The 22,420-nt window shown below is 72.4% G+C and carries 17 protein-coding genes; 8 read left to right on the top strand and 9 right to left on the bottom strand.

The window, feature by feature from the left end; all coding sequences use genetic code 11:
- Positions 1–7 precede the first annotated feature (7 nt).
- Positions 8–1,570, bottom strand: coding sequence for an ATP-binding protein (locus tag AB0469_RS23240; RefSeq protein WP_366453341.1), 1,563 nt, complete (start codon positions 1,568–1,570; stop codon positions 8–10).
- A 213-nt stretch (positions 1,571–1,783) separates the two neighbouring features.
- Between AB0469_RS23240 and AB0469_RS23235 the strand changes: the two genes are divergently transcribed.
- Positions 1,784–2,524: a PP2C family serine/threonine-protein phosphatase gene (locus AB0469_RS23235; RefSeq protein ID WP_366453340.1), complete on the top strand. Its 741-nt coding sequence runs from the start codon at positions 1,784–1,786 to the stop codon at positions 2,522–2,524.
- 10 nt (positions 2,525–2,534) lie between these two features.
- Positions 2,535–3,293: a DUF72 domain-containing protein gene (locus AB0469_RS23230; RefSeq protein ID WP_366453339.1), complete on the top strand. Its 759-nt coding sequence runs from the start codon at positions 2,535–2,537 to the stop codon at positions 3,291–3,293.
- A 31-nt stretch (positions 3,294–3,324) separates the two neighbouring features.
- On the opposite strand, the gene AB0469_RS23225 is transcribed toward AB0469_RS23230, so the two are convergent.
- Positions 3,325–4,275, bottom strand: a complete 951-nt coding sequence (locus AB0469_RS23225; protein ID WP_366453338.1) for a serine hydrolase — start codon at positions 4,273–4,275, stop codon at positions 3,325–3,327.
- A gap of 251 nt (positions 4,276–4,526) precedes the next feature.
- Here AB0469_RS23225 and AB0469_RS23220 point away from each other — a divergent pair, with 251 nt between their 5' ends.
- Positions 4,527–4,736, top strand: coding sequence for a hypothetical protein (locus tag AB0469_RS23220; RefSeq protein WP_366453337.1), 210 nt, complete (start codon positions 4,527–4,529; stop codon positions 4,734–4,736).
- Here the strand turns inward: AB0469_RS23220 and AB0469_RS23215 are convergent.
- Together AB0469_RS23215 and AB0469_RS23210 are read right to left on the bottom strand one after the other, a co-directional pair.
- Positions 4,702–5,847: an extracellular solute-binding protein gene (locus AB0469_RS23215; RefSeq protein ID WP_366453336.1), complete on the bottom strand. Its 1,146-nt coding sequence runs from the start codon at positions 5,845–5,847 to the stop codon at positions 4,702–4,704. The genes AB0469_RS23220 and AB0469_RS23215 overlap by 35 nt on opposite strands.
- Before the next feature lie 122 nt (positions 5,848–5,969).
- Positions 5,970–8,678 (bottom strand): SpoIIE family protein phosphatase, encoded by a 2,709-nt coding sequence (locus tag AB0469_RS23210; protein ID WP_366453335.1) that lies wholly within the window; start codon positions 8,676–8,678, stop codon positions 5,970–5,972.
- A 462-nt stretch (positions 8,679–9,140) separates the two neighbouring features.
- Between AB0469_RS23210 and AB0469_RS23205 the strand changes: the two genes are divergently transcribed.
- From AB0469_RS23205 to AB0469_RS23190, 4 genes are all read left to right on the top strand, one after another.
- Positions 9,141–10,217 (top strand): medium chain dehydrogenase/reductase family protein, encoded by a 1,077-nt coding sequence (locus AB0469_RS23205; RefSeq protein WP_366453334.1) that lies wholly within the window; start codon positions 9,141–9,143, stop codon positions 10,215–10,217.
- A gap of 147 nt (positions 10,218–10,364) precedes the next feature.
- Positions 10,365–10,583, top strand: coding sequence for a hypothetical protein (locus AB0469_RS23200; RefSeq protein WP_366453333.1), 219 nt, complete (start codon positions 10,365–10,367; stop codon positions 10,581–10,583).
- A gap of 114 nt (positions 10,584–10,697) precedes the next feature.
- Positions 10,698–11,186, top strand: a complete 489-nt coding sequence (locus AB0469_RS23195) for a hypothetical protein (RefSeq protein ID WP_366453332.1) — start codon at positions 10,698–10,700, stop codon at positions 11,184–11,186.
- A gap of 25 nt (positions 11,187–11,211) precedes the next feature.
- A complete protein-coding gene (locus AB0469_RS23190) occupies positions 11,212–14,559 on the top strand; it encodes a CHAT domain-containing protein (protein WP_366453331.1) in 3,348 nt (1,115 codons plus the stop codon).
- A 25-nt stretch (positions 14,560–14,584) separates the two neighbouring features.
- Here the strand turns inward: AB0469_RS23190 and AB0469_RS23185 are convergent, their stop codons facing one another.
- The 5 genes from AB0469_RS23185 to AB0469_RS23165 form a co-directional block, all read right to left on the bottom strand.
- Positions 14,585–16,201, bottom strand: coding sequence for a protein kinase (locus AB0469_RS23185; protein ID WP_366453330.1), 1,617 nt, complete (start codon positions 16,199–16,201; stop codon positions 14,585–14,587).
- A gap of 361 nt (positions 16,202–16,562) precedes the next feature.
- Complete coding sequence (locus AB0469_RS23180; protein ID WP_366453329.1) at positions 16,563–17,693, bottom strand: alpha-hydroxy acid oxidase; 1,131 nt, start codon at positions 17,691–17,693, stop codon at positions 16,563–16,565.
- Positions 17,690–18,814, bottom strand: coding sequence for a 4-hydroxyphenylpyruvate dioxygenase (gene hppD / locus AB0469_RS23175; RefSeq protein ID WP_366453328.1), 1,125 nt, complete (start codon positions 18,812–18,814; stop codon positions 17,690–17,692). Before hppD ends, AB0469_RS23180 begins: the two co-directional genes overlap by 4 nt.
- A gap of 79 nt (positions 18,815–18,893) precedes the next feature.
- Positions 18,894–19,109: an MbtH family protein gene (locus AB0469_RS23170; RefSeq protein ID WP_366453327.1), complete on the bottom strand. Its 216-nt coding sequence runs from the start codon at positions 19,107–19,109 to the stop codon at positions 18,894–18,896.
- Between the two features lie 25 nt (positions 19,110–19,134).
- Positions 19,135–19,908, bottom strand: coding sequence for an alpha/beta fold hydrolase (locus AB0469_RS23165; RefSeq protein ID WP_366453326.1), 774 nt, complete (start codon positions 19,906–19,908; stop codon positions 19,135–19,137).
- A gap of 584 nt (positions 19,909–20,492) precedes the next feature.
- Here AB0469_RS23165 and AB0469_RS23160 point away from each other — a divergent pair.
- A partial coding sequence (locus AB0469_RS23160) for a condensation domain-containing protein (RefSeq protein WP_366453325.1) occupies positions 20,493–22,420 on the top strand: 1,928 nt, incomplete at its 3' end.

Here is a 22,420-nt window from a genome sequence, read left to right as displayed (position 1 = left end):
TGCTGACTCACGGCTGTTCCCCCTTGGTCGCCGAGGCCGGCGAGCTGTGCGTGTGGTGCTGGTAGTCCGCCGTGTGGTCCTCGGCGGGCCGGGTGTCCCCGGACAGGCCGCTCTGGAAGGCGGCGAGCCACATTCCGGGCTGGGCCTCGGCCTGCTCCGGTGCGGCGGTGGTGCTGGTGGTCCCCGTCGGCTCCGCGACGGCCGGTCCCGCCGGCGCGGTGACGCGGGTCCTGCGCCGGCGCTGCGGCAGGCCGTTCGGCGTCCGCTCGGTCACGACCGGCCCCTCGTCGTAGTCGTCCGCCGGGAGCGCCTGCGGCCCCGTGGCCCGGCGCGGTCGCGGCGATCCGGACGCCCCGTCGGCCTTCGCCGGGAGCGCCGCGGCCCGCGGGCCCGAGGAGGTGCCGATGCCGTGCGCGAGACCGGTCGCCGCGGAGACCGTGGTGATCAGGCCCTGCGGGACCACGAGGACGGCGCGCACGCCGCCGTACGCCGAGGAGCGCAGCGAGACCTGGAAGCCGTACGCCTGCGCCAGCCGGCCGACCACGGCGAGGCCCAGTCGCGGGGTCTCGCCCAGGTCGGTGAGGTCGATGCCCTCCTGCGCCTGGCGCAGCATCCGCTCGGCCCGGTTGCGGGCCTCCTCGCTCATGCTCAGGCCGCCGTCCTCGATCTCGATGGCGATGCCCGAGTTCACCTCGACCGCGGTCAGGTGCACCCTGGTCTGCGGCGGCGAGTAGCGGGTGGCGTTGTCCAGCAGCTCCGCCAGCGCGTGGATGAGCGGCTCGACGGCGGGACCGACGACGGCCACCTGGGTCACCGAGTGCAGCTCCACGCGCTGGTAGTCGATGATCCGGGACATGGCGCCGCGCAGCACGCTGTACAGCGGCACCGACTTGCTCCACTGGCGGCCGGGCCGCGCACCGCCGAGGACGGCGATGGAGTCCGCGAGCCGGCCGATGAGCGCGGTGCCGTGGTCGAGCCGCAGCAGGTCGCCGAAGACGGCCGGGTCCTGCCCGTGCCGGTCCTCCATCTCCCGCATTTCCTGGGCCTGCTGGTGCACGATGGCCTGGACGCGGCGGGCGATGTTCACGAAGGCCCGCTGCGCGGAGTCGCGCAGGTCCTCCTCGGCGACCACGGCGTCGAGCACCGACCGCAGCACCGCCTGGTGGGCCGCCCTGAACTCGGGGGTCAGCCCCGGCCGGTGGACGTCGTCGTCCTCGAGGGAGGTGAGCACGTCCTCGGGGAACTCGCCCTTGCGCAGCCGTCCCACGATGTCGGGCAGCAGCACCTCGGCCAGCCACACGGTCTCCGCCTGCTGGACCGCCAGGGCCTCCTCACGGGCCGCCACGGCGGCCCGCAGCGCGGCCACCGCCCGGCCGCGCCGGGCGGCCTCGGCACAGGCCAGCGCGACGGCCACGCAGGCGGCCGCGCCGATCCAGGCGACGGAGGCGCGCGCGGACCCGGGGACCAGCGCGGCGGCCGCCGCGGATATCGCGGCGGTCACCAGGGCGGGCAGCGCCCATGCGACGGGTGAGGCGGGCCCTGGACTGCCGGGCGATCCCTCTCGAACCATCAGAACCCTCAAACGATCGGTTGCGGAAGATCTTGGACAACAGCCCGGGATCCTAGCCGCTCCGTGCACGGGTATTGACAGGAGGTCATGATACGGACGGACCGCGGCAGTTGGCTTGGCCGAAAGTCGATGGATCGGGCCGTTCCGCTCCGGTCGGAGAGGCCCCTCCGGCCCGGTGGTGCCGCACACCGCGCGCCGCGCGACAATGGTGGGGTGCCGTACATAGCGGTGACCGCGCTCAGCCACGCCGGCCTGGTCCGCGAGCACAACGAGGACAGCCTCGTCGTCGGACCGTGGACCCTGTGCGCCACCGTGACCGACAGCCCCCAGACCCTCGTGTTCCCGCTCGGCCGCCCGCTGGTCGTCGCCGTCGCCGACGGGCTCGGCGGACAGCCGGCCGGGGAGGTCGCCAGCGCCCTCGTCGCCCGCCGCCTCTCCGCCCTCGGTCCCACCCTGCGGGGCCCGGACACGCTCCGTGACGCCCTGGACGTCTGCGACTACGAGGTGAACGCGGCCGCCGAGGGCCGCCCGGAGCTGTTCACCATGGCCACCACCGTCGCCGGCGTCCTCGTCCTCGGGGAGTCACTGCTCGTGTTCAACGTGGGCGACAGCCGGGTCTACGCCGCCGGCGCCGACGGCCTGCGCCGGGTCAGCGTGGACGACAGCCCGCCCCCGGAGCCCGGGCGGCGCACGACCTCCGCCGTCACCCAGACCCTCGGCGGCAGCCGCGCCTCCGGTACCCCCGTACCCCACGTGACCTCCTTCGAGCTCTCCGGGGGCGACCGCTACCTGGTGTGCAGCGACGGGCTCAGCGACCCGCTGCCCGACGAGGAGATCGACGCCGTGCTCAGGGTCCACGACGACGGCCGCGCCGCCTTCGAGCTCTGGAAGGCCGCCATCGAGGCCGGCGGCCCCGACAACATCACCCTGGCCCTGGTACGGGTCGGCAGCTAGGGCCCCGGGCATGCCCCTGCACGTCGGGACCTCGGGATGGCAGTACCGGGACTGGCGCGGCCCCCTCTACCCGGAGGGCCTGCCGCAGCGGCTCTGGCTGGAGGAGTACGCCCGCCGCTTCGCCACCGTCGAGAACAACAACGCCTTCTACCGGCTCCCCGAGGCCTCGGTCTTCGCCTCCTGGCGCGAGCGCACCCCCGAGGACTTCGTGATGGCGGTCAAGGCATCCCGCTACCTGACCCACCTCAAGCGCCTGCACGACCCCGAGGAGCCGGTCCGGCGGCTCCTGGAGCACGCCGAGGGCCTCGGCCCCCGCCTGGGCCCCGTCCTGCTCCAGCTGCCGCCGAACCTCCGGGCGGACCCCGCCTCGCTCGACGCCTGCCTGGACTGCTTCCCCCGCGGCGTCCGGGTGGCCGTCGAACCGCGCCACCCCTCGTGGTGGGAGGCGGAACCCGCACTGCGGGCCGTCCTGGAACGCCACGCCAGCGCCCTGTGCTGGGCCGACCGGTGGTCACGGCCGGTGGCCCCGCTGTGGCGGACCGCGTCCTGGGGTTACGTACGCCTCCACGCCGGCGCCGCGAGCCCGCCGCCCCGCTACGGCCGCCAGGCGCTGGACTCCTGGGCCCGGCGCATCGCCGACGCCTGGCCGGACCGGGCCGACGTCTACGTCTACTTCAACAACGACACGGGCGGCGCGGCCGTCGCCGACGCCGCCCGCTTCGCCCGGGCCGCCGCCGCCCACGGCCGCACGGCGACCCGCACGCCGTAGACCCCCGGGGCCCGCGGGGCCCGCGGGGCGGTCAGTCGAGGACGTCCGGGACGGGTTCGGTGCTGCTGCGCTGCAGGGCCGTCCTGGAGCCCGCGGCCGGGCCGAGGGCCCAGTCCGACAGGGCCATCGAGTCCCTGTACCGCTCCTCGTCCTTCAGCAGCACGCCGATGACGGTCTTTCCGTTGCGGGTGACGGAGAAGACCAGGCACTTGCCGGCGGCCGTGGTGGTGCCGGTCTTGACGCCGACGGCGCCGGGGTAGCCGTAGCCGGCGGGCCGGGGCTGGACCAGCAGGTTGCTGTTCGACCAGGTGGCGAGGGCCGAGGTGCCGCCGGTGGCGTAGGCGGCGGTCTTCACGACGGTCTGCAACAGCGGGACGGACAGGGCGTGCCGGGTGAGCCGGGCCAGGTCGCGCGGGGTGGTGACGTTCCTGCCGGTCGGCGAGATGCCGTCGAAGCTGTCGTAGACGGTGCGGGTCATGCCCAGGGCCTTCGCCTCGGCGTTCATCCTCGCGATGAAGTCCGCGGTGCGCCCGGCGCTGGTGGTGCCCGTGCCGAAGGCGTCCGCGAGCGCGTACGCGGCGTCGCATCCCGACGGCAGCATCATCGCGTACAGCAGCTGACGCACCGTCGGGGTGGCCCCCGCCCTCAGCTGCGCGGAGCTCGCCCCCTGCCGGTGGACGTAGTCGAGGTACGCCTGCCGGACGGTGACCTTCCGATCCAGGTTCAGACCGGGTTGCGACGCGACCACGACCGCCGTCATGATCTTGGTCGTACTGGCCGTCTGCCGCGGGGTGTCGGGGGCCTTGGAGGTGAGCGTGGCGCCCGTGGCGGCGTCGACGAGGATCGCGCCGGCGGCGGTGAGGGCGGGCGCGGCGGCGGCCCGGGCGGGTACCGCGGCCGTGAGCAGGGCGCCGGTGACGACGGCGACCGCGAGCGCGCCCCGGGCGCGCCGCATCAGGTTGGCGATCATTCGGCCTCGCATGAAGGAGAGGGGGAACCCGGTGGGGGACACGACCTGGCTTCCCCATCCGCCCGCCCGCCGACACCGCCGCCGGCCGGGGCCGGGTCGACCTCGGTGAAGACCGGCGCCTGTGCCACGCCGTTCATTCGAGCGGACGGGCGGTTTGGGGGAGGGCTTCGTCGTAGAGGCGGTAGAGGCGGAAGAGGCGCAGGCGGTCCGATTCCCCGGCGTCGCCGACCAGGGCCTCCCAGCACCGGGCGGCCAGGGCGCGGGTGCCGGGCCCGTTCCTGCACCTCGCCCACTACCCCGACGCCACGCACGGCCTGGTCGAACACACCGTCGAGCGCTCCTCCCCGCGCCTGACCCCGACCGCGCTGTTCGCCCCCAGGTCCCTGTTCGCCGACGGCTTCCCGGCCGACCAGCAGCGCTTCCTGAGCGCCCCCGCCCTCAGCCCGAGACGGCCTTGGTCCAGCCGCGGTTGACGGTCTCCTTCGCCTTCGCCGTCTGCGCCTCCGTCGGAAACGTCGGGGTGCCCTCGACCGTCGGCAGTTTCTCCGCCGCGGCCTTGTCGAGCGTGCCGTCCTTCTTCATCGCCTCCATGAGGACGGGGCGCGCGTAGGCGGCGAGCCGGAGGTTCTGCCCCTCCGGGCTGAAGACGTACTCCTGCCACAGACGTGCCGCCGCCGGGTGCGGGGCGTCCTTGTTCACCCCGTGCGCGTAGTACTCGGCGAAGCTGCCGTCGAACGGGATGGCGGTCCGCCAGTCGACGTCCGCGCCCTTCTTCCGGAATTCTTCGGCGTACCCGAGGTTGAGGAAGTCCCAGTCGATGCTGATCGGGGTCCGGCCGTTCGCGATCGTTTCCGGAGTGGATTGGACCGGGATGAAGTTCCCGTTCTTGCTGAGCTCGGCGAAGAAGTCGAGACCGGGCTGGATGTCGTCGAAGGAACCCCCGTTCGCCAGGGCTGCCGCGTACACGCCGGCGAAGGCGGAGCCGGACTTGGTGGGGTCGCCGTTGAGCGCGACCTGGCCCTTGTACTCGGGCTTGCGCAGGTCGGCGAAGGTCGAGGGGCAGTTCTTGACGCGCTTGGCGTCACAGCCGATCGAGACGTAGCCCCCGTAGTTGTTGTACCAGCGGGCCCGCGGGTCCTTCTGCTCTTCGGGGATCTGGTCGTACGCGGCGACCTCGTAGGGCGCGAGCAGGCCCTGCCGGGCCGCGGACTGCGCGAACGAGCCGCCCACGTCGATCACGTCGGGGGCGCGGCCCGCACCCCTGTGCTCCTTCAGGGCGGTGATCTCGTCCTCGCTGGAACCCTCCGGGTTCTCCACCCTGACCTTGATCCCGTACTTCTTCTCGAAGCCGTCGATCAGCGCGCCGTAGCCGGCCCAGTCGCGCGGGAGGGCGATGGCATTGAGCACGCCCTCCTTCTTCGCCGCTGCGGTCAGCGCCGCCGTGCCGCCGGCGTCCGCCGCCGAGGTCGCGACCGCGGGCGCGGTGGGCGCGGCGGTGGGCTTGTCCCCGCAGGCGCCCAGGGGCGCCGCCGCGAGGGCCAGGGAGAAGGCGACGAAGGCCGTTCGGAGACGGGGTGCAGGCACGAAGGCTCCATAACAGGCGGTCGTGTACAGATCGAAGCCAGAGTACGTTCGTCGGCCTCGGCAGAGCGGTCCCGGGAGGTGGTGTCCGTTGTGTTCCGTGCGGCTGCCGTACCGGCGCGTTCTCAGAACCCCTCGTCGTCCCACCCGGCCAAGATCGCCTCCCCGAGGTCCACCGGGGGCGGCGGGGCCCCCTCGTGGAGGGCCTGCTCACTCCAGATGATCTTGCCGCGGACGGTGTAGCGGGTGCCCCAGCGCTCGGCGAACTGCGCGACGAGGAACAGGCCGCGGCCGCCCTCGTCGGTGGCCGCGGCCCGGCGCAGGTGCGGGGAGGTGCTGGAACCGTCGGAGACCTCGCAGACCAGGCTGCGGTCGTACAGCAGCCTCACCCGGATGGGCTCGGTGCCGTAGCGGATCGCGTTGGTGATCAGCTCGCTGAGGATCAGCTCCGTGGTGAAGGCGATGTCCTCCAGGCCCCAGTCCGCCAGCCGGCGGGCGCAGGCGTTGCGCACCCGGGACACCGCCGCCGGGTCGGGGGGCACGTCCCACTCGGCGATCCGCTCGGGATCCAGCCGGCGGGTGCGGGCCACCAGCAGCGCGACGTCGTCGCTCGGCCGGGAGGGCAGCATCGCCTCGATCACCGCGGTGCAGGTCTCCTCGGGGGTGCGTGCGGGGCCCTCCAGGGCGGCGCGCAGCGCTGCGAGGCCCGCGTCCGGATCGCGGTCGCGGCTCTCGATCAGCCCGTCGGTGAAGAGCGCCAGCAGGGAGCCTTCCGGCAGGGTGACCGTCGTGGTCTCGATGGGCAGGCCCGCCCCCAGGCCCAGCGGCGGGGAGACCGGCACCTCGGGGAAGGACACGGTCCCGTCGGGGCCGACCAGAGCCGGGCCCGGATGCCCCGCCGTGGCGGCGGTCACGTGCCCCGAGACGGGATCGTAGATGGCGCACAGGCAGGTGGCCCCGGTGATCCCCTGCCATTCCTGCCCGTCGGTGTCGATGTGGGCGACCAGCTCGTCCAGGTGGCTCAGGAGTTCGTCCGGGGGCAGGTCGAGGGTGGAGAAGTTGTACACGGCGGTGCGCAGGCGGCCCATGGTGGCGGCGGCGTGCAGACCGTGGCCGACGACGTCGCCGACGACCAGGGCCACCCGGGTGCCCGGCAGCGGGATGACGTCGAACCAGTCACCGCCCACCCCCGCCTGGGCGGCCAGGTAGCGGTGCGCGACCTCGACGGCGGACTGCTCCGGTACGCCCCGGGGCAGCAGGCTGCGCTGGAGGGTGACGGCCATGGTGTGCTCGCGGGTGTAGCGGCGGGCGTTGTCGACGGACAGGGCCGCCCGGGCGGTCAGCTCCTCGGCGAGGGACACGTCCTCCTCGTCGAACGGCGGGGATTCCTGCCCCCGCCAGTAGCCGGCCATGCCCAGCACCACGCCCCGCGCCCGCAGGGGCACGACGATCAGGGAGTGGATGCCGCGGGCCAGGATCTGCAGGGCGTTGGCCTGGTCCTGTGACCGCCAGCGGCGGCCGGCGCGCAGGTCCGCCTCCAGGACCGCACGGCCGCCGGCCAGCCCGGCGGCCATGGGGCCGGTGGGAGCGAACCGGATCAGCTCGCCGACGGGGGAGAGCGGGTGGTCGCCCCCGAGGCCGACGACGGCGGTGCGGCGCATCTCGGTGATCGCTTCGGGCGGCTCCTCGCCGCGCAGCACCGGGTCCAGCAGGTCGACCGTGACCACGTCGGCGAACCGCGGGACCGCCACCTCCGCCAGTTCCTCCGCGGTGCGCTCCACGTTGAGCGTCGTTCCGACCCGCACCCCCGCGTCGTAGAGCAGCTTCAGGCGCTCCCGGGCCACATCGGCCCTGCCGGTGAGTGCCCGCAGCTCGGTGGTGTCCCGCAGCGTGACGACGGTGCCCGCCTGCCCGTACGGGGCGGTGGGCCGGATGTTCACCGCCAGCAGCCGATCGCCCGCCAGGTGCACCTCGTCGGTCGCGGACCGGCCCGATGCGATCGGCTCGGCGATCGCCTCCTCCAGACCCAGGTCCGTGACGGGGCGCCCCTCCGCGTCCGGGGGCAGGTCCAGCAGCCGGCGCGCCTCGTCATTGGCGAGCAGCAGCCGTCCGCCGCCGCCGACGATCAGTACGCCCTCCCGCACCGCGTGCAGCACCGCGTCGTGGTGCTCGTACATCCTCGTCATCTCGGCCGGTCCCAGACCACGGGTCCGGCGCAGCAGCCGATGGCTCACCAGAGCCGTCCCGCCGGCGGACAGGGCGAGCACCGCGGCCGCGGTCCCCAGGACGACCGGCAGCTGCCGGTTCACCATGCCCTGGACGTTCTGGACCGTGACCGGGGAGGAGACGACGGCGATGACGTGGCCGTCGCGGTCCTTGACGGGGACCACCGAGACCACCGACTGCCCCAGGGACCCTTCGAACGTCTCGGTGAACGAGGTGCCGGCCGCCGCCTTGGCGAAGGGGCCCACGACGCGTTTCCCGATCTGCCCGGGGTCGCTGTGGGCGACGGTGACCCCGTCGAGCGTGTACACGTTGATGCCGTCGACCCCGGCGATCTTCCGGGCCGCCTCGGCGCTCGGCTGCAGCACCGCACTCGGATGGGCGCTGTGCAGGGCCGGCACGATCCCCGGGGATTCCGCGAACGTTCCGGCGGCGGCGAGCGTACGGTGCCGGGCGTCCAGCATGGCGTCGCTCCGGGCCTGCACCACGAGGGCCACCACCGCGGCGGCCACGAGGAGCACCACGACGGCCAGCTGCAGGAGGAACACCTCCCCCGCCACGCTGCGCACGCTCAGCAGGGAGGACAGGCGCTGCGGCCGTGACGTCGCCATCGGGGGCCGGCCGGCTTCCTGAGCTTCCTGACCGTGTCCTGGTCGGGCGCGCCGGGGGGGAGGGTGAGAGCCCGTGGTAGAGCGGAGCAGCCGACGCCTGAAGGGTCCCAGGAGGTTGCTCATAATCCATTCTCTTACCTCCGTGGGCCGTCGGCAGCGGGGACGGCCGCCGCCGGGCGCGCGGGGGCGATCCGGAGGCGGGTCGCGCCCCTCCCCGGAGGGCGAGCCCGAGGAGGAGCCGGCCCGCGGCCCACGGGCGGGCGTGGGTCCCGGGGGACCCGGTACAGCTGACCGGACAGGCGAATCGCCGCAGTCTCCGAAGACCGCCCCTGACCGGGGCGTGTCGGCGCGTCGCCACTGCCTCCGTCACAGGATTCGAACCTGCGACACCCGCTTCAGGAGATCATCGAGCCGGAGAATCGACCGCATGCGAGGGCCGTGCGGCCTGCCTAGGCTGAAGGCATGAAACGCGTCATCGTTGATCATTTCGGCGGTCCCGAGGTCTTGCGGGTCGTTGAGGACGACGATCCCCGACCGGGACCTGGTGAGGTGTGCGTCAGGGTGCTGGCCGCAGGCGTGTCCTTCACCGATGCCCAACTGCGCGCCGGCACGTACCTCGGCGTACCGAAGCCTCCGTTCACGCCCGGCTACGAGCTCGTCGGCGTTGTCGAGGAGCTCGGCCCCGGCTGTTCGAGACTGCGCGAGGGAGACCGCATCGGCGCGCTGACGGTGTGGGGCGCGGACGCAGAGCGAGTCTGCGTGCCGGAGGCGGAGGCGGTCCCGGTACCCGAGAACCTCGACCCGGGGGAGGTTCTGAACCTCGTTTTCACCTACATGACCGCCTACCAGCTACTGCATCGCGTGGCGAGGGTGAAGAGCGGCGAGACGGTGCTCGTGCACGGTGCGGCCGGAAGGGTGGGCACCGCAGTCCTGGAGCTCGGATCGCAGGCCGGGCTTGAGATGTACGGGACCGCGTCGGCCCGCGACCGTGCCGCGGTCGAACGGCTCGGCGCAGTCGCGATCGACTACCGCAACGAGGACTTCCTGGCGCGGGTGCGCGAGCTCCCCGGCATGGGCGTGGACGTCGTGCTCGACGGGCTCGGCGGTGCGCTGTCGGTTCGCTCCTTCCGCGCGTTGCGGCCCGGTGGACGGCTTGTCGTGTACGGCCACTACGCCACACTCGAACACGGGCACAAGAACTGGCGGCGGTGGGCGGAGTGGTATGCGGCGACCGGGACCGTATGGTTCTGGAGCCTGCTCTCGCCCCGCCGACAGGCGCTCGCCTACCGGATCCAGAAACTGCACGACCACCACCGCCAAGTGCTGCCCGTGGCCGGAAGCCACCGAGCGCTTCTGGTGGGTGGAGGCCCCCGCGACCCGCGTCGGTTCCGCGAGGACTTCGGCGCGCTGCTCGGCCTGCTCCGTGAGGGCAAGATCCACCCGGTCGTGGCCGAGCGCCTGCCGCTGTCCGAGGCGCGTCACGCGCACGAGCTGCTTGAGAGTTCGGCGGCGAAGGGAAAGCTCGTGCTCGTGCCATGAGCCGAGGCCGAGGAGGACGCTCGCGATGGTGCGCGAAGGCCCTGCAGGCCCTGCTGGCCGGGCGGAGGAGGCCGTGCCCCGCGGGCACCGCGGGCGTGCTACCTGCCCATCGCCGAGCACGGCCTGACCGGTGACCTGCACACCGTCGTGCTCGTCGGCACCAACGGGACGATCGACCGGTACTGCTGCACGCACTTCGACTCGCCGAGCGTGTTCGCGGCGATCGACGAGGCCGGCGCGTTCGTGGAGTGGCTGCAGCAGCGCTTCCGCCACGCGTCCGACTACGGCGGCTGGCCTTCGAGAAGATGCTCACCTACGCGGGCACTGATCAGCGCCGCCGACAACCTCGACCGCCGGCTCGGGTGAGCGCCGGAGGGCTCGCCGTCCCGGGAGGCTCGCCTGACCGCGATCGCCGCCCCTCACACCCCCAACTCCCGTATTCAGGCATGAACATGCGCCGCAAGAGACAGAATTGCGAGCATGTCGAATCAATGTGATCTGGAACGGGACATCCGCAGTCTCGCCGACGACGAGGCCGTCCGCGCGCTGACGGCGCTGGCGGAGGAGCACGGGCTGCTCCCCGCCGCGCGGCAGCTGTCCGAGGTCGGCGATGAGCTGCGGGCGGAGGTGGCCGCCGTGGAGCTGGCGCGGTACGTGGGGCCGGACCAACCTGAAATTTCCGACGGTGAGTTGGCACGCCGCTTACTGGAGTATGCGGCGGCGCTGCGAGAGGACCTGGCGGACACGGTGGGCGAGGCCGTCGCCTACGCATGCTCGCCGATGGAACGGCTCGACCCCGTCACGCTGCCGGTCGCGGCGCTCGCCGTCACGCTCCTGCAGACCGAGGTGGTCCTGAATCGGGATCCGCGCGGGAGGTGGAGCCTGACCATCCACAAGCGGGCCCTGCGGGACTCCTCCCTCGGCCGCGTCCTGACGGCCCTGCTCTCGCAGATCACCAGCGGCAAGTAGCCGGAGGACCGGGAGGGGGTTCGCGATGACGGTCTCGGTGAGGGCGCCCTACGCGTGGCACTGCGAGCAGTGTGCCCAGGAGCGGGGGGCTCCGGTCTGGCGCGTCATCGACGCGCGGGAGCGGGCCGACGTGCTGGCGGCACCCGTCCCCGGCGTCCCGGGCGTCTCCTGGGTGGACTGCCCCGTCTGCGGGACCAGGACGCACATCGAGGCGCCGCTGCTGGTCCTGCGCCCGGGCGCTGCAGCGCCCCTGCTGCTGGCGGTCTCCGTCACGGAGCTCGGGGGCGGTCCGCCGCCCTCCGGGGAGCCCCTGCTGGCGGAGGCCGCGCGGGCCGGGGCCTTCCTGGGCGGCGTCTTCCCCGGGGCGGCGATCCCGCTGCCGCGCAGGCTGCTCCCCCATGTCCTGGCCCGCGACCTCGAACGGGACCTGGAGGATCCCGAGTCGGCGTGCAGGGAGCTGGAGCCCGAGGGGGCGCCGACGGTCGCGAACTACCGGATCTTCCTTGAGTACCTGGGGGAGGCACGCGCCGACTCCCCGGTCGGGGAGCTGCTGACCGCCATGCTGCACGGCCTGCCGGACGCCCTCGCGGAACTCGTCCGCACGCACCCGGAGCTGACGGACGGCACCCGGGTGCGCGACGCGGGCCGCGAGGAACTGCGCAGGGCGGCCGAGACCCCCCTCAAAGAGGTGCTGCGCATACGGCAGCGGCTCCTGGACGAACTGTGCGACGGCCGGACCGCTGCGGACACCGCCATACGCCGCTACTTCGAGTCCCTGGGGCGCTTCGACGCCGGTCTGCGGACCCGGCTGCACGCGATGTACCTGGAGGCCCGCGACACCGACGGGCCCGAAGGCATCCCGCTCGCCCGCGAGGCGCTGGAGCTCGCCGCCGGGCTGGGCGAGGAGGGCATGGAGACCGAGCTGGCCGCGCGGCTCGGCGAACGCCTGGTGCTCGCTGTGCACGCGGGGCTCGACGCCGACCCCTCCGAGGCCGTCCGGGTCCTCGAACGCGCCCTGAGCCGGCTGCGCGAGGGGACTCTCCCGTGGGTGGAGGTGGCGAACAACCTGGCCAGCGCCCACCACCTGCGGGACGACGGCGACCGGCTGGAGATCTGGGAAGCCGCCCGCGACCTGCTGGCACGCGCCACGGTGCTGGACCGGGGCGAGTACCCCGAGTACTGGGCGCGGGTCCAGACCAACTACGGCCTGCTCCTCTCGGAGCGGCCCGGCGGCGGCCCCGAGGACCTCACCCTCGGCATCGAGCACATCAGGGCGGGGCTGGAGGAGCGGGCCCCCGAGCGGGACAGGGTCGCCTGGGCCTACTCGATGGTCAACCTCGGCCTGCTGCTGTACCGGCGCGCCGGGGTGGACGACCTCAGGGAGGCGGAGCAGTGCTACCGGGACGCCCTGAGCCACCTCGGCGCAGGTGACGACCCGGCTCTGTGGTCCCGGATCCAGTGCAATCTGGGCGACCTGCTGCTGTCCCGGGAACCCGTCGACGCGCGCGGCGCCCGGGAGGCGGCGACGGCAGCGCTCGCCCTGTCCACCGCGCGCCCCGGCCTCCTGGACACGGGCCGCATCGCCTGGCTGCTGGCCCGGGCCATGGACCACATCGACGGCCCGGGCAGCGCAGACGGCCTCCGGCTGCGCCACGCGGCCCTGGGGGCCACACCGGCCACGGTGTCGCCGTCCCTGCACCTCGGCATCGCCCGGGAACTGGTCAGCGCGCACGCCTCGGCGGAACGCTGGAGCGAGGCGGCCGATGTCGCGTCCGGCATGCTGACCGCCGCGACCGCGCTCTACGACGCCCAGGTCACCGGGACGGGCCGCCGGAGCGTCCTCGCCCAGGTCAACAGGATCGCCCGCTGGGCCGCCTTCCTGCTGGCCCGGGCGGGGCGTCCGGAGCGTGCGGTCGAGGCGATCGAGGGCGGAGTGGCCTGTGAGCTCTCGGTGGTGGCCGGGCGAGGGGCGGCCGACCTCGAGGCCCTGGAACGGATCGACCCCGCCGCCGCCCACCGCTACCGGCTGGCACAGGCCCGGTACCGGTCCTCGGTCGGAGAGGCGTCCGCGGCGGCGTCCGGCGCCGCCGTCGCCGGCTCCCCTGTGAAGGGGGAGGCCGCTGCCGAACGCGGCGTGCGTGCGGCGATCGCGGAGATCCGCGCGATCCCGGGCTTCCAGCGCTTCCTGCGCACCGACGGGCTGGGCGACATCGTCCGCGCGGCGGGCGGGCGTCCGCTCGTCTACCTGGTGAACGCGCCCTGGGGCAGCTACGCCCTCGTGCTTCCCCGCAGCTCGGGCGAGCCGCCCGCTGTACGGGCCGTTCCCGTTCCGGAGGTGAGCAGCCGGACCGTCACCGGCCTCCTGGTGCTGGACCCGGCCGACGGCGCCCTGGGCCTGCTCCTCGTACAGGAGGCCGGAGCGCTCCGGCGCAGGCGTCTGCTCCCGCAGGCCCTGGACCGGCTCGCAGCACTCGGGCCGCTCCTGCGCCCGGTCGCGAGTCTCCTCGCGGAGGACCCGGAGCAGGAGGCCGTCGTCGTACCGACCGGTCTGCTGGGCCTGGTCCCCCTGCACGCCGTGCCGCTCGGGCCGGGGGCGGGAGAAGTCCTCGACGACATCGGCACCGTGATCCTCTCCCCGTCCGCGGCCGTGTACGCGTCCTCCCGCCTCGCGGCCGCCCGGCTGCCGGATCCGGTGCCACGCCTGGTGGCGGTCACCGACCCCGACGGTTCGCTCCCCGGCGGACGCGGCGAACTCGCCCAGATCCGGCAGCTGTTCGAGCCGCACGGCGAGGCCCGCTGCGCGGCGGGGCCCGAAGCCACCGTGGACTGGCTGCTCGCCCGGCTCGCCGAGGCCTCGTATCTCCACATCATCTGCCACGGCAGCGGCGAGTTCGACGGCCGGGGCGCCTCCCTGGCCCTGGCCGACGGCCGCCTGGACATGGACACCCTGGGCGCCCACCGGCTCCCCGCCTGCCGGCTCGCGGTGGCCAGTGCCTGCCAGTCCGGCCACTACGAGGTGGTTCGGGCTCCCGACGAGTTCCGCGGGCTCGCGGCGGGCCTCCTCCAGGCCGGGGCCGCATGCGCGGTGGCCGGGCTGTGGCTGGTGGACGACATGGTGACCGCGGTGCTGATGGCGCGGTTCTACGAGCTGCTCGCCCCCGCTCAGGGGCCCGGCGGGCTCCCCCCGGTGGCCGCCCTGCGCCGGGCCCGTACCTGGCTGCGCCGGCTCACCTGGGAGGAGCTCGCCCGGTACACGGCCTCCCGGCCCCACTTGGCGGCCCAGACCGAGCGGTACACCGCCCGGGCGACGATCGGCGGGCGCCCCTTCGCCTCTCCGGTCCACTGGGCCGCGTTCACAGCGTGGGGGGTGTGAGAGCGCCCTGCCCCGGGCCCCGTCGTCAGCCCGTCTGCACCGGCCCGTGCGAGTCGAGCCGGTACCGGGAGACGGGGCCGTAGGGCGATTGCGGGGCCCTGATCTGCATCGTCGTGTAGCGCCCTCCGACGAGGCCCGTGAGGGTCACGGTGGCCGGGTAGTGGACCTCGCTGCCGTTCGCGCAGCTGGGCCGGCAGATCACGTCCCACTCCTGTCCGCTGGCGTGGGCGGTGGACAGTCCCCAGTCCGACCAGGTCAGGCCCTTGAGCATGCCGTTGCCGTCTCCGCAGTGGAGCAGGAGCGACTCGGGTTCCTCCAGGTAGTCACCGAAGCAGCTCACGATCGAGGCGGGCCGCGTGCTCGACCGCGTGGTGACCGTCGTCGGCGCCTGCTCGGAAGGCTCGGGTGAGGCGGAGGGCTCGGGCTCGGGCGGGGTCGGCTCGACGGCCGGCGCGCGGGGCGCCTCGGTGGTCGGGTCGGGGGCCGGTCGCGTGGGCGCCGAGGCGGTCGGGTCACCGGTCGGGTGCCCCGAGGCCGTGACGGTCGCCTCGGGGTCGGCAACGGTGACGGTGCCGCCGTCGCGGCCGGGCACCAGGGCGACCACCGCCGCGGCGATCGCGAGGCCGACGGCGATGCCCGCGCCGACGGCGAAGCCGCGCCGGGCCGAGGCCGGCGGGGGCCCCGGGTACGGCGGCGCGGGCTTGTCGAGGACCGGTGCCGCGGACTCCGGGACGGCAGGCCGTTTCCCCAGCTCGGCCCGGAGCCGCTCGATCTCGGCCTGCTGCTCCGCGATCAACTCGTGGATCTCCTGCGGCCAGGGACGCGGCGAGGGCGCCAGGCTCCCGAGGGACTCCCGCAGTTGGGCCGCGCTCGGCCGGGCGGCGGGGTCCTTGGCGAGGCAGCCGGCCACGATCGGGCGGATCTTCGCCGGCAGCCCGCTGAGATCGGGTTCGGTGTGCACGACGTTGTACAGGGTCTGCGGCAGGGAGGGCCCGGTGAACGGGCACGCACCGGTGCACGCCATGACGAGCACCGTCCCGAGGGAGAAGATGTCGCTGGCCGAGTCGAGCGGCGCGCCCTGGGCCTGCTCCGGGGACATGAACCCGGGTGAGCCGACCAGCCAGCCCGTGGTCGTCAGCTCGCTTCCGTCCTCGCTGTCGGCGGCCCGGGCGATGCCGAAGTCGATCACTCGGGGCCCGTCGTCGGCGAGCAGCACGTTCGACGGTTTCAGGTCCCGGTGCACCAGCCCGACCCGGTGGATGTCGCTCAGGGCCGAGGCCAGTCCCGCGGTCATGCGCAGCACCGACTCCTCGGGCAGCGCCCCGACGGTGGCCACCGCGTGCTGGAGCGACGGTCCGGGGACGAACTCCGAGGTCAGCCAGGGCTCGGGGGCATCGGCGTCCGCGTCGATGATCGCGGACGTATACGCTCCGGAGACCTTGCGGGAGGCTTCCACCTCCCGGCGGAACCGGGCCCGGAACCCGTCGTCCTCGACGAACTGCGAGCGCACCTGCTTCAGCGCGACCAACCGGCCGTCCGGGGCGCTGCTCAGCAGGACCCGGCCCATCCCGCCCCGGCCGAGTTCCGCGATGGTCCGGTACTTGCCGACCGTCACCGGGTCGGCGCTTTCTAACTGCTTCATCCTGTCCCCCTGCAGCGGACGATCCGTCAGGACCGAGTCTCCGCGCCCGACTGGCCCCGGACAAGACGATCGGGCCTCCTGCACGGATCGCCACGGAGTTCGGGGTTCTTTGCCCGAGGAAGGCGGCGGGCTGGTCGATCGCGGACGGCATGCACACCTCGGTGGTCACCGACGCGATCGAGATGGCCGTGGCCGTCCGGGGCGGCCGGATTCACGGAGTTGTCTTCCACACCGACAGGGCCCCACTACAGCGGGGCCGCCTTCGCCGACGTCTGCCGCCGGCATGGCACCGCCGCAGCACGGGCCGGGCCGGCTGCCCGGAGGGACCCTCCGTCGGTCTCGGCTCCGGGCGGGGCAGCGCTCAGTGGGCCGTTGGCGGGGCGAAGGGGACGGAGCCCGTCGTGCTGAGCGAACGGGCCTCAGCGACGGAGGCGCATCCGGCGAGGCCCAGGGCATCGCGGACTTCCTCCGCGAGCAGCCGGAAGACCGTGTCGGCTCCGGCCTCGCCGTCGACCGCCAGGCCCCACAGCAGGGGACGGCCCACCAGAACGCCCGACGCGCCCAGGGCCAGGGCCCTGAGGACGTCGGTGCCGCCGCGGACACCGCTGTCGAAGAGGACCTCGCAGTGGCCTTCGACCGCTTCCCGGACGGCGGGCAGCATCCCGATCGCGGGGACGGCACCGTCGAGCTGCCGCCCTCCGTGGTTGGACACCACCAGGGCATCGACACCGCAGTCCGCGGCCCGGCGGGCGTCGCGCGGGTCGAGGACACCCTTGAGGATCAACGGCAGATCCGTACGCGCACGCAGAGCCGTGACGTGCTCCCAGGTCAGCGCCGCCGTCATGGCCACACTGGTGTGGGCGGCCACCGCGGATGCGCCGTGGTGCGTGGCATGCGCGGCGGACGAGACACCGTCGGCGAGGTGGGCGGCCGTCACGTGCGGCGGCAGGCTGAACTGGTTGCGGACGTCGCGCAGCCGACGGCCCATCCAGGGAACGTCGACGGTGAGCATCAACGCTTCGCAGCCGGCCGCCTCGGCCCTCTCGACGAGCTCGAAGAGCTTGTCCTCGTCGCGCAGCCAGTACAGCTGGAACCAGGTGCGGCCCGCCTCGGCGACGATCTCCTCGAGCGGGCAACTGCTCAACGTGGCGATGGTGAACGGCACACCGGCCCGACGCGCCGCGCGGGCCATCGCGAGCTCGCCTTCGGGATGCAGCAGCTTGTGGTACGCCATCGGTGCCACGGCCAGGGGCATCGCGGCCGGGCCGCCGAGCAGCTCGGTCCGCGTCGTGGTTCCCGATACGTCGCGCAGCACACGCGGGACGATGTGGATCTGGTCCAGCGCCGTACGGTTGGCCCGCAGCGTGCATTCCCGGCCGCTGCCTCCGGCCACGAAGTCCCGGACTTCCCTGGGCAGCGTCGCGGCCGCGGCGGCTTCCAGATCCTCCAGGCAGACGGCGGCGGCCCGGTCGGTGAGGAGTGTGGGGTTCATGAGGCGGGACCGCTCTGCCGGGACCTCTCCAACTCGACTGCTTCGTAGAGCGCCTTGATGTTCGAGCTGCCGAAGGTCTCCGCCCCGATCCGTTCGATGACCTCGAAGAATATGGTGCGGCGGGGGTGCGTGGAGCGGGTGAAGATCTGGAACAGCTGTCCGCCGTGGTCCTCGTCGACCAGCAGGTTCAGTTCCCGGAGTTCGTCCAGCTCATGGTTCTTGGGCGTGATGCGCTCGCCGAGGAGGTCGTAGTAGGAGCCCGGAGTCGTCAGGAACGCGACGCCGAGATCGCTGAGGACGCGGACCGAGCGCACGGCGTCGAAGGACGAGAACGCGACGTGCTGGATGCCGGCGCCGCCGTGACTGGCGAGGAACCCGTCGATCTGACCGGGCTGGGCCGTGGTGTCCGGCTCGATGATCGTGAACGTGACCGACCCGGAGGCACTCTGGACCACCTTGGAGTTCATAGCCTGGGGGCCGACGACTATGTGCTCCTCGAATATCTCCCGGAAGCCCAGAGCCGTCCGGTAGAAGTCCACGGTCGACCGGAGTTCGCCGGCGCTCACGCACACGGCGAAATGGTCGATCTCCTGGAGCCCCACGGCCGGGCCGTCCTCGTCGCCGGCGGAGGCCGAGGCGGATGCGGACTCGGATACGGACGACGCCGGGACGGCGGCGAAGCCGGGCGGCAGACCGGGCACGTGCTCCCCGTCGTTCTGCACGAAGGTGTGCACCACGTCGCCGAAGCCGGCGATGGTGGCCGTGACGGTCCGCCCGCCGATGACGGCCGGTCCGGCGACGGCACGCGCACCACGGCGCACGGCCTCCGCGAACGCCGCCCGTGCGTCCGTGGTGCGCAGCGCGATGTCCGCGACGCCGTCGCCGTGCGCACGGACGTAGGCGCGCGCCGGGTGCTCGTCCGTACCGCCCTCGGTCAGCACGAGGACGATGCGGCCCTGGCGAAGGGCCACGCTGCGGAAGCCCTCGTCGACGGACCCGCGCCTCGCGGTGACCGAGAACGCGTAGCGGTCGACCCACTCCGAGGTCCTCGCCTCAAGATCCTCTACGTAGAGCTCGACGTATTCGATGTCGAGCTCGGTGCAGAACGTCGAACTGTCCAAGATACTCGTGCCTCGAAATTCATTGGGTCAGGACGGATGGGCAGGTCCGGACGCGCCACCGGAGCGGGGTGGCGACGGATCAGCTGCCCTGCTGCATGGCGTCGATCAGGCTCTTCGGGCGCATGTCGGTCCAGGAGGCTTCGATGAAGTCGAGGCATTCCTGTCGCCCGGACTCGCCGAAGACCACCGTCCAGCCGGCGGGGACCTCGCTGAACGTCGGCCAGAGCGAGTGCTGTCCCTCGTCGTTCACCAGGACGACGTAGGTGGCGGTCGGGTCCTCGAACGGGTTCGTCATCACAAAATCCTTTCGCGTTGGATGGTCAAGACTTCTTCACCGGGGTTCCGAGACGGGTGAAGAGGTCTTCCAGGAGCGCCCCGGGCTGGTCGGCGAGATAGAAGTGCCCGCCGTCGAAGGCTCTGGTGGTGAAGGTGGACCGCGTCACCGACGACCATGCCTCGACGGCGTGTTCGTCCACACGCGGGTCCTGGTTCCCGAAGTAGGCGACCACCGGTGCGTCCACACCGGCGCCCGCCACAGGGGGTTCGTAGCGGTCGATCAGCCGGTAGTCGGCACGGATGGGCGGCAGGATCAGTTCGAGCAGCTCGGGATCCTCGAACGCCTGAGGATTCGTGCCGCCCAGGAGGCCGACGGATTCCATGAGTTCCGCGTCGCTCACCTCCGCGAGGCCGCTCGGCTTCTGGCGCCCCGGTCCCGCGCGACCCGACACGAACAGTGCGGCCAAGGTCGTGCCGTTCGCGTGCTGCAGACGCTGGGCGACCTCCGCCGCCACCGAGGCGCCCATACTGTGCCCGAAGAACACCAGAGGCGCGTCGGTGAACCGGGAGCATGATCGGGCCAGCGGCTCGGCCAGCCCTTCCATCGTCTCGACGGGAGGATCGAGCAGCCGGTCCTCCCGTCCCGGATAGCGGACCGCGACGAGTTCCACGCCGTCCGGCACGAGCGGGGCCCAGGGTCGGAAGAAGCTCGCCGCGCCTCCCGCATGGGGAAAGCAAACGAGGCGAATACCAGGATTCGGACAGTGCTTCAGTATCCGGAACCATCGGTCGGCGAGCTCGTCATCCTTGCCGCGCATACCCGCTCTTCCTGAGTCGGCTTCGTATCGCTGATGAGGGGATTCGCCAGGAGGGCGTCTGGTGATGACGCTATGCGGCAATTCGCTGACGTGTTGTCAGTTCGCTGCGGTGAGAAAGGGCATGGGTTGCGCCCCCTCCTCCGGATTCCCCCGTCACCGGCCGAAGGGCCTGAGTCTTAAGGATTGCGCGACGATGGTACCTGATCTTCGTTGGCCGAAACGCGTCGGTCCGGGACGTGTTGCGGGCAGCTCGCGGGCGCCCGTCCAACGGCTAGCACGGGCATGATTGACGGTATGTCACGATCTCGCGACAGTACGGCACGGAACTGCCCTTCATGGCCGCCGAGCTGCGGGAACGTGGTGGATGACGCTCTCCGGCGGTGTTCTATACTGCCCCGTCTGATTGATCATGATGGGGAGCTTCGCGCCACACGGACGAGGGTGCGCGGGATCCGGGACGCCTCATGTCCGTGGCTTGTCCCGGAACTTGGGCGACCAGGGCCGTGAGCGAATTGGCGGCGCGCCCGATTCACAGCGCTCCTCGGATGACGTCATCTGAGCTGAGTGAACGGGGATCTGCAAGCATGTCTGGATCTGCAACCGAGCGGCGGCACCTGACGGGTGGACAGCTTGGCATTTGGCAAGCCCAGCAGCTCGACCTCGACAACCCGATCTACAGCATCGGGGAATACCTGGAGATCCAGGGCGACCTCGACCTGGATCTCTTCGAACTCGCTCTGCGTCGCACGATCGGCGAGGTCGAGACCTTCCACCTGCGTTTCTCCGGCGACGGGAATTCGCTCCGGCAGCACGTGGAAGTCTCGGACCGCTGGCCCCTTCACATGATCGACGTCAGTTCCTCGGCCGATCCCCGCGGAACGGCGGAGGAATGGATGTGGGCGGACATGCGCCGCCCCGTCGACCTCAGGGAGGGAGCCCTCTTCACACAGGCCGTCTTCCGGGCCGCACCGGACCGGTTCTTCTGGTACCACAGGGCTCACCACATCGTCGCGGACGGGTTCACCGCGTCCATCATCGTCTGCCGGGTGGCAGAGGTCTACGCGAGCCTGGTGGCCGACTCATCGCCGGAGGACGGCGCTCTCGCCCCCCTGTCCGTCCTGCTGGACGCCGACGCCTCCTACAGGGCATCGGAAGACCTGGAGCTGGACCGGGAATTCTGGGCCGGAACCTTCCCCGACCGCCCGGAGTCGGTCAGCCTCAGCGGGCAGCGGCCCACCCTCACGCCGCACGCCTTGATACAGCACCTGAAGGACGTGGGCGCGGAAGACGCCGCCGGTCTGAGGGCGGCGGCCCGCCGTCTGAGGACGAGTTTCTCCGGCCTGGTCATCAGCGCAGCCGCGGCGTTCCTGCACCGCGTCACCGGTGCGCAGGACATCGTCCTCGGCATCCCCGTCCTCGGCAGGACGGGAAGCGAGCAGCGCGGGATTCCCGGCATGATGGCGAACATCCTCCCGATCCGCCTCGCGGTGCGTCCGGGAATGCGTCTGGAAGAACTCGTGAGGCAGGTGTCCACGACGGTCCGCCAGGCCTTGCCGCACCAACGGTACCGCTACGAGGACATCGTCAGGGACCTCAAGCTCGCCGGCCGCGGCAACCTGGCCGGCCTGCTCGTGAACGTGATGTCCTTCGACTACGACGTGAAGTTCGGCGATTGCAGCGTCCGCGCCCACGGGCTGTGCGGGCCGCACTTCAACGACTTTTCGATCTCCGTTTACGACAGGTACGCCGACGGTCACATCGAGATCGCCTCGGAGGCCAATCCGGACCTCTACACCGAGGAATCGGCGGCGGAGAACGCGAACCGGTTCCGATCCGTCCTGCACTGGGTGGCGAACGCATCGCCCCGTGACCCCATCGCCCGCGTGGACGTGTTGTCGGCGGTGGAGCGGGACCGGATCGTCGGCGAGTGGAACGACACTGTGCGTGAGGTGCCGGCGGGGACGTTGCCGGAGTTGTTCGCGGCTCAGGTGGGTCGGACTCCCGGGGCGGTGGCGGTGGTCGCCGGCGGTGTGGAGCTGTCGTATGCGGAGCTGAACGGCCGGGTGGACCGGCTGGCACGGTTGTTGGTCCTGCGGGGTGTGGGTCCGGAGTCGCTGGTCGGCGTGGTGATGGACCGCTCCGCCGATCTGGTCGTGGTTCTGCTGGCCGTGCTGAAGGCCGGGGGCGCGTATGTGCCGATCGATCCGGACTATCCGGCGGAGCGGATCGGCTACATGCTGGATGACGCCCGGCCGGTGCTGGTTGTCGCCAGTGGTGTGACCCGCCATCACATTCCGGTGAGCGCTGACGCGCTACCGCTGCTGGTGGTGGATGCGCCGGAGACGGTGGCGCGGCTCTCCGAACCGGACGATGCCGAACCGGCCGGTCCTGGCGTCGGGTTGTCGTCCTCGCATCCAGCGTATGTGATCTACACGTCGGGTTCGACGGGTCGGCCGAAGGGCGTCGTGGTCCCGCACGGCGCGCTGGTGAACTATGTGGCGCGGTGCTGGGA

Origin of the sequence: Streptomyces sp. NPDC093801 (assembly GCF_040701585.1) — a bacterium.
GTDB lineage: Bacteria > Actinomycetota > Actinomycetes > Streptomycetales > Streptomycetaceae > Streptomyces.
The sequence above is the reverse complement of the archived record's forward strand: the minus strand, read 5'-3'. Positions and strand labels throughout refer to the sequence as shown.

Coding starts and splice junctions, on each gene's coding strand:
- AB0469_RS23240 (WP_366453341.1), bottom strand. CDS start 1,570: ATGGTTCGAGAGGGATCGCCCGGCAGTCCAGGGCCCGCCTCACCCGTC.
- AB0469_RS23230 (WP_366453339.1), top strand. CDS start 2,535: ATGCCCCTGCACGTCGGGACCTCGGGATGGCAGTACCGGGACTGGCGC.
- AB0469_RS23225 (WP_366453338.1), bottom strand. CDS start 4,275: ATGCGAGGCCGAATGATCGCCAACCTGATGCGGCGCGCCCGGGGCGCG.
- AB0469_RS23210 (WP_366453335.1), bottom strand. CDS start 8,678: ATGGCGACGTCACGGCCGCAGCGCCTGTCCTCCCTGCTGAGCGTGCGC.
- AB0469_RS23205 (WP_366453334.1), top strand. CDS start 9,141: ATGAAACGCGTCATCGTTGATCATTTCGGCGGTCCCGAGGTCTTGCGG.
- AB0469_RS23195 (WP_366453332.1), top strand. CDS start 10,698: ATGTCGAATCAATGTGATCTGGAACGGGACATCCGCAGTCTCGCCGAC.
- AB0469_RS23190 (WP_366453331.1), top strand. CDS start 11,212: ATGACGGTCTCGGTGAGGGCGCCCTACGCGTGGCACTGCGAGCAGTGT.
- AB0469_RS23185 (WP_366453330.1), bottom strand. CDS start 16,201: ATGAAGCAGTTAGAAAGCGCCGACCCGGTGACGGTCGGCAAGTACCGG.
- AB0469_RS23180 (WP_366453329.1), bottom strand. CDS start 17,693: ATGAACCCCACACTCCTCACCGACCGGGCCGCCGCCGTCTGCCTGGAG.
- AB0469_RS23170 (WP_366453327.1), bottom strand. CDS start 19,109: ATGACGAACCCGTTCGAGGACCCGACCGCCACCTACGTCGTCCTGGTG.
- AB0469_RS23165 (WP_366453326.1), bottom strand. CDS start 19,908: ATGCGCGGCAAGGATGACGAGCTCGCCGACCGATGGTTCCGGATACTG.